Annotated in this window: 8 protein-coding genes; 3 read left to right on the top strand and 5 right to left on the bottom strand. The window is 74.0% G+C overall.

The genetic code is table 11. The features are described 5' to 3' along the window. From ABZ386_RS37970 to ABZ386_RS37960, 3 genes are all read left to right on the top strand, one after another. Nucleotides 1–353: aldehyde dehydrogenase family protein (locus tag ABZ386_RS37970; RefSeq protein ID WP_358968150.1), on the top strand; the 353-nt coding region annotated here is incomplete at its 5' end. A gap of 102 nt (nucleotides 354–455) precedes the next feature. Then, nucleotides 456–806 carry a cupin domain-containing protein gene (locus ABZ386_RS37965; RefSeq protein WP_114256258.1) on the top strand — a complete coding sequence of 117 codons (351 nt, stop codon included), beginning with the start codon at nucleotides 456–458 and terminating at the stop codon, nucleotides 804–806. Nucleotides 807–856: 50 nt separating this feature from the next. Beyond that, nucleotides 857–1,591: an SDR family NAD(P)-dependent oxidoreductase gene (locus tag ABZ386_RS37960; protein WP_356505210.1), complete on the top strand. Its 735-nt coding sequence runs from the start codon at nucleotides 857–859 to the stop codon at nucleotides 1,589–1,591. A gap of 62 nt (nucleotides 1,592–1,653) precedes the next feature. Here ABZ386_RS37960 and ABZ386_RS37955 read toward each other — a convergent pair whose 3' ends face one another. The 5 genes from ABZ386_RS37955 to ABZ386_RS37935 all read right to left on the bottom strand — a co-directional run bounded on the left by ABZ386_RS37955 (nucleotide 1,654) and on the right by ABZ386_RS37935 (nucleotide 9,575). Beyond that, nucleotides 1,654–4,041 carry an SWIM zinc finger family protein gene (locus ABZ386_RS37955; protein WP_358968147.1) on the bottom strand — a complete coding sequence of 796 codons (2,388 nt, stop codon included), beginning with the start codon at nucleotides 4,039–4,041 and terminating at the stop codon, nucleotides 1,654–1,656. Next, the gene (locus ABZ386_RS37950; RefSeq protein WP_358968144.1) at nucleotides 4,038–6,866 is read right to left on the bottom strand and encodes a DEAD/DEAH box helicase; all 2,829 of its coding nucleotides are present in this window, start codon (nucleotides 6,864–6,866) and stop codon (nucleotides 4,038–4,040) included. The genes ABZ386_RS37955 and ABZ386_RS37950 overlap by 4 nt, the downstream gene beginning before the upstream one ends. Nucleotides 6,867–6,986: 120 nt before the next feature. Beyond that, entirely contained in the window at nucleotides 6,987–7,568 is a 582-nt protein-coding gene (locus ABZ386_RS37945; RefSeq protein ID WP_351347306.1) for a sugar kinase, read from the bottom strand. Beyond that, nucleotides 7,565–8,713, bottom strand: a complete 1,149-nt coding sequence (locus ABZ386_RS37940; RefSeq protein WP_037759848.1) for an ROK family glucokinase — start codon at nucleotides 8,711–8,713, stop codon at nucleotides 7,565–7,567. Before ABZ386_RS37940 ends, ABZ386_RS37945 begins: the two co-directional genes overlap by 4 nt. A gap of 124 nt (nucleotides 8,714–8,837) precedes the next feature. Continuing rightward, entirely contained in the window at nucleotides 8,838–9,575 is a 738-nt protein-coding gene (locus ABZ386_RS37935) for a GntR family transcriptional regulator (protein ID WP_351347508.1), read from the bottom strand. Nucleotides 9,576–9,585 lie beyond the last annotated feature (10 nt).

Genomic DNA, 9,585 nt, shown 5'->3' with positions numbered 1-9,585 from the left:
TCTACCCGCCCACCGTCCTCACCGGCATCACCCCCGACGCCGCCATCAACGACACCGAAGTCTTCGGCCCCGTCGCCGCCATCCTCACCTTCGACACCGAGGACGAGGCCATCGCCGCCGCCAACAACACCGAATTCGGTCTGGCCGCCTACCTGTTCACCCAGAACCTCGACCGCGCCCTGCGTGTCGCCGAACGCCTCGAAAGCGGCATGATCGGCCTCAACACCGGCCTCGTCTCCAACCCCGCAGCCCCCTTCGGCGGCATCAAGCAGTCCGGCCTCGGCCGCGAAGGCGGCACCGTCGGCATCGGCGAATTCCTCGAATACAAGTACATCGCCGTCCCCGTGGCATAACGACGCGCCTGGGTGCCGGGCCTCGATGAATGCAAGGCCGAGGCACCCACATTCCTGTCGATCCCTGTAGATGAATCGATCCCTATAGATGAGGAGTCATTGATGTCCGCCTTCGTCCACGTTCCTGCTGCGAGGATCACCGGGGATCTCGAGCCGATCGGTCAGCGCCCTGGTGCGGACTCCGGCGACCCGCAGTTGGGCCGTCTCCGCTTCGACACCGATGAGACGGTCCTGGCGGGCGTCTGGGAGTCCCAGCCCGGCGGGTGGCCTGTCGAGGAGCGCGAGGACACCGAGACCTGCTACATCCTGAGTGGCCGCGCGATCATCACCGACGCCGCGACGGGTGAGACCTTCGAGATATCGGCCGGTGACGTCATCGTCCAGCCCAAGGGCTGGTCCGGCCGCTGGGACGTCAAGGAGACGATCCGCAAGGTGTACAGCATCGGCAGGTGACGGCCTTACGGCTTCCGCTCAGTCGATCCAGCCGGCCGAGGAGGGCATACATGAGACTTCGCAATGTCAATGCTGTGATCACGGGTGCGTCGAGCGGGATCGGCAGGGCGGTCACCTCCCATTTCCGCCGCGAGGGCGCCAACCTCCTGCTCACCGGACGGCGAACCGAGGTCCCCGACGGCAGTGCGGGCGACGTCTACCTGCCAGGGGACCTCAACGACGAGGACTTCGTCTCGACGCTCGCCGACCGCGCGGCGGATCACCTGGGAGAGGTCGGTGTCGTCGTCCTCTGCCATGGACACCAGGCGTCCAGTCCGCTGCAGGACATGAGCTACGACGACGCGCGTGAGGTGCTGCACGGCAATCTCCTGAGCGCGTTCCTGGTCATGAAGCACCTGATGCCGCTCGCGCCGGAGTCGGGGGCGTCGATGGTGTGCGTCAGCTCGCGGCTCGGCATGGTCGGCATGCCGAACCAGACCATGTACTCCGCGGCCAAGGGCGGCCTCATCGCGCTCGCACGCGGCGCCGCCATCGAATGGGCGGACCGCGGCATCCGCGTCAACGTGGTGGCGCCCGGTCTGACCATGACACCCGTCATCGAGGCGGCGTTCCAACGACGGCCCGATCCCGCCGCCTACCGTCGCACCCGGGAAGACTCGATCCCGATCGGCCGCCTCGCCACACCCGAGGAGATCGCCGACGCGGTCCTCTTCCTCGCCTCCGCGGAGTCGTCGTACATCACCGGCGCCGTCCTGCCCGTGGACGGCGGCTACACGGCGTTCTGAACCGGCCTTCCGGAAACTCGTGCCCGAACCGCCGGGAAGTTGACCCGTCGACAGGCGGCCCCTCAGAGTTCGCCGGAAAACCCGAGGCCCGTCAGCGCGCCGACCGGATCCAGGTCCGGGGTGCCGCGCGGCCACCAGTCGTCCTGGCCGGGCTCGGACTCGTAGGCGTACCACAGGCCGTCGCGGCCGAGGCGGAGCTGGACGTGGCCCCGGGGGTGGGTGAGGTGGTTGCGCCAGGGCCGGAACGCGGGCAGGTCGGCGGCGAGGAGGAGCGGCCGGGCCCGGTCGAACCGCCCGGCCGGCGGGTCCCACGGCTCCTCCAGTACGGCGAGGCCCTCCAGCCCGCCCTGCCGCCAGGCCGCGACCGCGCGGGCCAGGTCGGACGGCGTACGGCCCGCCGCGGCGGCCAGGGAGGAGTAGAGCGCCCGGGTGCCGGCGGTGAGGCCCGAGCCGGGGCGGGCCGCGGCCAGGCGCACCGCGTCCTGCCAGAGGGTGAGCTGGCCGACCGGGTCGCGGCCGGTGGTGAGCAGGGCGTGGGCCCGGGCGGCGGCGTCCGTGGCCAACTGGTCCAGGGCGAACGGGTCCGGGCCGCCGGGGGCGGCCGGGTAGGCCGGGGGCTGCTCGGGGTGCGGGGGCGCGGGCAGCGGCGCCGGGAGGGGCGGGAGGGTGCGCGGCGCGAGGACGTCACTCGCCCGTACCCCGGGCGTCGGGGCCGGTTCCCGGTCCTGGGCGGCGCGCGCCGCGCGGGTGGCGCTCAGCCTGGACAGCGCGTCGAGCAGTTCGCGTTCGCCGCGGCCGCGCAGCAGGAGCAGGACGAAGGGGTCGGCGTCGAGCAGCCGGGCGGTCTGGTAGCAGAGGGCGGCGGCGTGCTTGCAGGGGTGGCCGCGGTCGGGGCAGCTGCAGCGCGGCTCCAGGTCGCCGGGGCCGGGGAGCAGCGGCACGCCGCAGTCGGCCAGGGACTGCGGCATCTCCTTGTCGAGCAGCGCGGCGATGTGGCCGGGCCGGTCGGCGGCGGCATCCAGGAACCGGTCCCAGTCGGTGTCGCCGAGGGTGCGCAGCCGTAGCTGGACGCGGTACGGGCGCGGGCGGCTGCCGCGCACGTAGGCCAGGACGAGACCGGGCGTCACCGTGATGGCATCGACATGCCCCTGCTCGGCATACCCCCGCCCGCGCTCCAGCCGCTTGGCATCCAGCGCCCCCTGCTCCAGCGCACCGACCCAGGCGTTCCCCCACCAGCTCTCGGCGAAGGTCTTGCCCTCCCGGGCCGGGAAGGGCGGGAAGGTACGACGGAGGTCGCTGTCGCGGTGGGGGGCGGCCATGGAACGGGGGGCTGTGTGGGGGGTGGAACGGGTGGAGACCGACGTCGGAGCCGGTTCCGACGGTGGGCCGGACTCCGGGGCGTCCGACGGTGGGTCGAACGCCGGGACGGAGGGCTGGGACGCGGGGGCGCCGAACTTCGACCCGGGGCCCAGAGACTCCAACGCGGGGTCGCCGGCCTTCGACCCGGAGTCGCCGGGCGCCGACCCGGAGTCGCCGGACTCCGACGTGGGGTCTTGGGACACGTGGTCGCCGGACACGGGCCCACTCCCCCAGGGCTCCTGATCATCGGCCTCGTTCGCGAAGCCCGGGTGTGCCTCGCTGTCCGTCCCCTCCGGGGCGGTAATGGCCGGTCCGTGCAACAGGTCCGACAGGTGGGAGGACGGGCTCCCGTGCCCGGTCGTCTCCTCCAGGGTGTAAGGGGTCGCGCCCGGTTGGCCGCCGGGGGTCGCGTCGGGCCGGTCGTCAGGCGTCGTGTCCGGCAGGCCCGGCAGTCGGAAAGCGCCGGACAGCAACTGGCGTACGTCACGCGTTGCCCCGCCGGCGCCGTGCTCGCGCGCTCGCCGCGCGGCCGCGGCTCTGTCGTCCACGGCGCTCTGCCGGGCCCGGCGCCTCCGCCGGGCGCCTTCCCGCTCGGTCTCCTCCCGGGCCCGCCGCGCGTCGTCCCGAGCCGCGCGCAGCGCCTCACGTGCGACGTCCGCCGCGCGGGGCCCGGGCCCATCGGTGTCACGGCAGTCCGTCGAGGCCTGCTCGGCTTCCTCCCCAGGGTGAGCGTCGGCCGGGACGGCCCCCGTCCGGCCCTCCTGCGGATCGCCAGGCCCTGCCGGCTCTGGCGGTGTCCCGACCTCCTGGGCGTCCTCGGGCGCAGCGGGGTCCTCGGGCGCACGGGCGTCCTCAAACGCACCGGCGTTCTCCGCCACGCCCTGCCCGCTCACCCCGTCATCACCACCCCGGCCACTCCCCCGGTACTCGGAAACCGCCCTCCGCAGCGCCTCGCGCGCCACGTCCCCCGGGCGGGGCGTCTCCTGGTCGGCCGTGGGTGGTGGAGGGGGCGTCGGGGTCGGGGGCTGGGGCGCTCGGTCTCGGGCTGCCCGCAGGGCGCGGCGGGCCTCGTCGGCGGGGCGGGACGTCATGTCGTCCTCCGCAGGGACACCAGGTCGGACAGCTCGCGGTCCGTCAGTTCGGTGAGGGCCGACTCGCCGGAGCCGAGGATCGCGTCGGCCAGGGCACGCTTGGCCTGGAGCATCTCGGCGATGCGGTCCTCGACCGTGCCCTCGGTGATGAGGCGGTGGACCTGGACGGGCTGGGTCTGGCCGATGCGGTAGGCACGGTCGGTGGCCTGTTCCTCGACGGCCGGGTTCCACCAGCGGTCGAAGTGCACGACGTGGCCCGCGCGGGTGAGGTTCAGGCCGGTGCCCGCCGCCTTCAGGGAGAGCACCAGGACCGGGGTCGAGCCGGCCTGGAAGCGGTCCACCATGCGCTCCCGCTCCGGGACCGGCGTGCCGCCGTGCAGGAGGTCGACCGGGACCGCGCGGCCGGCCAGGTGGGAGGTGATCAGGCGGGCCATCCCCACGTACTGCGTGAAGACCAGGGCGGACCCGTCCTCGGCGAGCAACGTGTCCAGCAGCTCGTCCAGCAGGGCGAGTTTGCCGGAGCGGGCCGCGAGCCGGTCTCCGGCCGGGACGTGCTCCTCCTTCAGGTACAGCGCGGGGTGGTCGCAGATCTGCTTCAGGGACGTCAGCAGCTTCAGCACCAGGCCTCGCCGGGCCATGCCCTCGGCCGTCTCGATGGCGAGCATCGACTCGCGGACCACCGCCTCGTACAGCGCGGCCTGTTCGCGCGTGAGCGGGACCGGGTGGTCGGTCTCCGTCTTGGGCGGCAGCTCGGGCACGATGCCCGGGTCGGACTTCTTGCGGCGCAGCAGGAAGGGCCGGACCAGGCGGGCCAGGCGCTCGACCGCCTCCTCGTCCTCGCCGGTCTCGACGGCCCGGGCGTGCCGCGCGCGGAAGGACTTCAGCGGCCCGAGCAGACCCGGGGTGGTCCAGTCGAGCAGGGCCCACAGCTCCGAGAGGTTGTTCTCGACGGGCGTGCCGGTGAGGGCCACGCGCGCGGGGGACGGGATCGTGCGCAGCGCCTTGGCCGTGGCCGAGTAGGGGTTCTTGACGTGCTGCGCCTCGTCGGCGACGACCATGCCCCAGGCCTGCTCGGCCAGGGCGGGGGCCGCCGAGCGCATCGTGCCGTACGTGGTCAGGACGAAGCCGCCGTCCAGGCCGGCGAGGCTGCGGTCGGGGCCGTGGAAGCGGCGGACGGGGACGCCGGGGGCGAAGCGGTTGATCTCCCGCTGCCAGTTGCCGAGCAGGGAGGCCGGGCAGACCACCAGGGTCGGCTCGCGGCGGGCCCGCTTCAGGTGCAGGGCGATGAGGGTGATCGTCTTGCCGAGGCCCATGTCGTCGGCGAGGCAGCCGCCGAGGCCGAGGGAGGTCATGAGGTCGAGCCAGGCGAGGCCGCGGAGCTGGTAGTCGCGGAGGGTGGCGTGCAGGCCCGGGGGCGGCTCGGCCGGGCGGATCCCCCTGGTCAGGCGGTCGCGCAGGGCGGCCAGCGCGCCGACCGGGACGGCCTCCACCGTCTCGCCGTCCACCTCGGCCGTGCCGGTGAGGGCGACGGACAGGGCGTCGACCGGGTCGAGCAGCCCGAGGTCGCGCTTGCGGGCCTTGCGGACGAGGGCAGGGTCGACCAGCACCCATTGGTCGCGCAGCCGGACGACCGGGCGGTGGGCCTCGGCCAGGGCGTCCATCTCGCTGTCGGTGAGCGGGTCGCCGCCGAGCGCCAGCTGCCAGCGGAACTGGAGGAGGTCCTCGCTCTCGAAGAAGCCGGTGCCGTCGGTCGCCGAGCCGGGCGCGGGGCGGACCACCGCCGTGGCGGACAGGTCCTGCGCGAGGTCCCTCGGCCAGTGCACGGCGACGCCGGCCGCGGCGAGCCGGGTGGCGGCGATGCCGAGCAGGTCGCTCACTTCCTCCTCGCTCAGGGCCAGCACGTCGGGCACGTCCTGCTCGGAGAGCCGGTCCAGGGGCGGCCACACCCGGGCCGCGCGGCGGACGGCGAGGGCGGCGTCGACCCGCGCGCGGGGGCCGAAGGCGTCGTCGGTCTCGCCCGCCCACAGGGCCGCCGCGTCGGCCACGAGGGTGGGGTCGGCGAGGCTGTGCACCTGGACGACAGCCGCGCCGGCGCTGCGCGCCCCGCCGTCCAGGGCGTCCTCGAACAGGTCGTACGCCGACAGGTCCAGGCGGAGCGAGATGCGCACGCCGGCGTCCATGCCGGCGGCGACCTCGGCGGCCCAGTCCTGGGCACCGGGCAGGTGCTGGGCCTCGCAGGCGGCGAAGGGGCGGCCGGTGGTGTGGGGTGCGGCCGGGGTGCGGGGCAGGGTGTCGGCGACCGCGTCCAGGAAGGCGCGGACCAGCGCTTCCGGTTCGGGCAGGCGGATCGGGCCCGGCCCGGGCAGCGGCACGGCGTGCCCTTCGTACGGCAGGGCGGCGGCGACCGCGCGCAGGTGGGCGATGTCGTCCGGGTCGAGGGGGCCCGCGCGCCAGGCGTCGTGGCCGGTGGCGGTCAGGCCGGGCAGGAGCCGGCCGCGTGCGGTGAGCCGCAGGGCGTGCAGGGCGGCCGCGCCCCAGCAGGCCGTGGCGGGGTGGGCCGCCGGGTCGTGGCGCGCCCGCACCAGGAGCGGCAGGGCCTCTTCCAGCGGGAGGGTCAGCGCCGGGGCGGTCCGCCGCCGGACTCCCGCGCCGTGCCGTCGTACGAAGGTCAGCTCGGTGTCCTCGGCGGGCAGGGGCTCGCCCTCGGGGTCCCAGAAGGCGATGCGTCCCTGGCGCGGCAGGGGCGCGGGCAGGAAGACGGCCGGGAGCCGGACCGGGACCGTCGGCTCCCCCGCCCGCTCGGCCACCGCAGCCGTGTCACCCATACGTCCTGCCACCTCCCGCCCGCCTGTCGGATCAGTTGTCTCCGACTCTACGGGCGGGGTCTGACAATCGGCCCCGGCGGCGGGTCAGGGCCGGGGTCCGGCACTCGGCCCCCGCAGCGGTCAGGGCACGGTCCGGGACACGACGTACACCCAGGGGTACGCCGGGTTGGAGAGGTCCACGACCACGTCGTGCGTGGGGGCGGGGTTCTTCTGCCGGTGGACGAAGCCGTACCACCCGTCGCCCCCGGGGAACTTCCAGCCGGTCACCTTCCGGTCGCGGGCCCCGATGGTGATGTCGCCCTTCTTCAGGTCCTCGCGGGTCATGCCGAGGCCCGTCAGGTAGGCGTCCAGGCCGGCCGCGTTCGTCTCGAACTGGGTGTAGAGGCGGCTGGTCTTCCAGTTGTTGGTCTCGTAGTACGCCACGTGCCAGGCCGGGTGCGGGACGGGCACCTGGTAGATGCGGCGCTGGAGCTTGGAGGGCCAGCCCTCGGTGAGGCCGGTCGCCGAGTACTTGGCCTCCTTGTCCTTGCCGCTGTCGCGGCTCTGGTTCGCGGAGATCACCAGGTAGCCGGCCGGGATGCCGATGAGCAGCACGATGATCAGCAGGGTGAGCGCCCTGCGGCGGATCATGTGGCGGCGGTCCTCGACCGGGCGGTCCGGCTCCTCGGGCCAGGGGCCCTGGTGGGGCAGGGAGGCGGTCACAGCGTCTCCTGGGAACTGCGGAGCGACTGCGTGTACCGCTCGTAGCGCTCGTACCGCTCGACCCGGCGGCGCTTGGCGCGGCGGAAGCGGCGGGCGACGAGCCGGGCGAGGTCGGCGGCGCCGACCATGCCGGCCTCGGGGCCGAGCTGGGCGCGGACGATGCGGGCCTCGGGCCGGTAGCCGCGGCCGGTGAGGTGCCGTTTGAAGGCGTCGCGGGCCGGACCGATCAGCAGGTCGTCGGCGGCCGAGACGCCACCGCCGATCACGAAGCAGGAGGGGTCGAGGGCGGCGGCGAGGTTGGCGATGCCGACGCCGAGCCACTGGCCGATGTCCTGGAGCAGCTCGATGCACATGGCGTCGCCGTCGCGGGCCAGCTCCGTGATCATCGGGCCGGTGATGTCGCCGATGCTGCCCTTGACGTGCTCGATGATCCCGTACGCGACCGGGGAGTCGGCGGCGGCCAGCTCGCGCGCCTCGCGGACCAGGGCGTTGCCGGAGCTGTACTGCTCCCAGCAGCCGCGGTTGCCGCACGGGCAGCGGTGGCCGCCGGGCACGACCTGCATGTGGCCGAACTCGCCGGCGACGCCGTACTTGCCGCGCTTGACCTGGCCGTCCTCCAGGATCGCGCCGCCGATGCCGGTGCCCAGCGTGATCATGACGAGGTGGTCCTCGCCGCGGCCGGCGCCGAAGCGCCACTCGGCCCAGGCGGCGGTGTTGGCGTCGTTGTCGACGAGCACGGGGACCGACAGGCGGCTGGCGAGGCGGTCCCGGAGGGGTTCGTTGCGCCAGGACAGGTGGGGGGCGAACAGCACGCGGTTGCGGTCGGCGTCGACCCAGCCGGCCGCGCCGATGCCGACGGCGTGCACGTCGTGCCGGTCGGAGAGGTCCAGGACCAGCTCGGCGATCGTGTCCTCGACGACCTTGGGGCTCTTGGACTTGTCCGGGGTCTCCGTGCGGAGCTTCTCCAGGATGTTGCCGTCGGCGTCGACGACGCCCGCCATGACCTTCGTACCGCCGATGTCGATGCCGACCGTGGGCACGCGGGGGGCCGTCAGGTGTGAGCGGCGCTCCCGGGTGCCGACCGTGCGGAGCACGGTGGCACGGCGGGAGCCGATGGGGGCGGTGAAGTCGCGGTAGGTGCTCATCGCGCCCGATTCTGCCTCACGGTGGGGAGGTGTGCGGAGCGGGGCAGGGGCGGGGCGGTACGGATCATTGCCGGGTGCGGGTGCGTCACGGGCTGGTCGCGCAGGTCCCCGCGCCCCCAAAAAGCTAAGGACGTACCAGGAGCTGGAATTCGAAGGAATAGCGCGTCGGGCGGTACGTGTGTGTGCCGTACTCGACCGCGCGGCCCGTGTCGTCGAACGTGACGCGTTGCATGGTGAGCAGCGGGGCACCCGCCTCCTCCGCCAGTCGTTCCGCCTCTTCCGCCGTCGCGGCCCGGGCGCCGATGGACTGGCGGGCGCTGTGGAGGGTGATGCCCGCCGCTCGCATCAGACGGTAGAGGCCCGTGGTCTCCAGCTGGCCGGTGTCGAGGTCGATCAGGCCGGGCGGCAGGAAGTTGCAGAGGTAGGCCATGGGCTCGCCGTGGGCGAGGCGCAGGCGTTCCACGCGGTGGACGTCGCTGTCCTCGGCGACGCCGAGCGCGGCGGCGACCTCGGCGGAGGCGGGGACGACCGTGTTGACCAGGACCTTGGTGGCGGGGCGCTGGCCCGCCGCCTCCAGGTCGTCGTAGAGGCTGCTGAGCTCCAGGGGGCGCTTGACCTGGCTGTGCACGACCTGGGTGCCCACGCCGCGGCGGCGCACGAGGAGGCCCTTGTCGACGAGCGACTGGATGGCCTGGCGGACGGTCGGCCGGGACAGGCCGAGCCGGGCGGCGAGCTCGATCTCGTTGCCCAGCAGGCTGCCGGGGGTCAGCGTGCCGTGCTCGATCGCGGCCTCCAGCTGCTGGGACAGTTGGAAGTACAACGGCACGGGAGAGCTGCGGTCCACGCTGAGCTCGAGCTGCACGGTCGGGTCC

The organism is Streptomyces sp. NPDC006140 (assembly GCF_040628815.1).
Taxonomy (GTDB): Bacteria; Actinomycetota; Actinomycetes; order Streptomycetales; family Streptomycetaceae; genus Streptomyces.
This window is presented reverse-complemented; position numbering and strand designations above follow the sequence as displayed.

What these genes read in the sequence shown, in the direction of transcription:
- ABZ386_RS37955 (WP_358968147.1), bottom strand. Translation starts at nt 4,041, where the DNA reads ATGACGTCCCGCCCCGCCGACGAGGCCCGCCGCGCCCTGCGGGCAGCC.
- ABZ386_RS37940 (WP_037759848.1), bottom strand. Translation starts at nt 8,713, where the DNA reads ATGAGCACCTACCGCGACTTCACCGCCCCCATCGGCTCCCGCCGTGCC.
- ABZ386_RS37965 (WP_114256258.1), top strand. Translation starts at nt 456, where the DNA reads ATGTCCGCCTTCGTCCACGTTCCTGCTGCGAGGATCACCGGGGATCTC.
- ABZ386_RS37950 (WP_358968144.1), bottom strand. Translation starts at nt 6,866, where the DNA reads ATGGGTGACACGGCTGCGGTGGCCGAGCGGGCGGGGGAGCCGACGGTC.
- ABZ386_RS37960 (WP_356505210.1), top strand. Translation starts at nt 857, where the DNA reads ATGAGACTTCGCAATGTCAATGCTGTGATCACGGGTGCGTCGAGCGGG.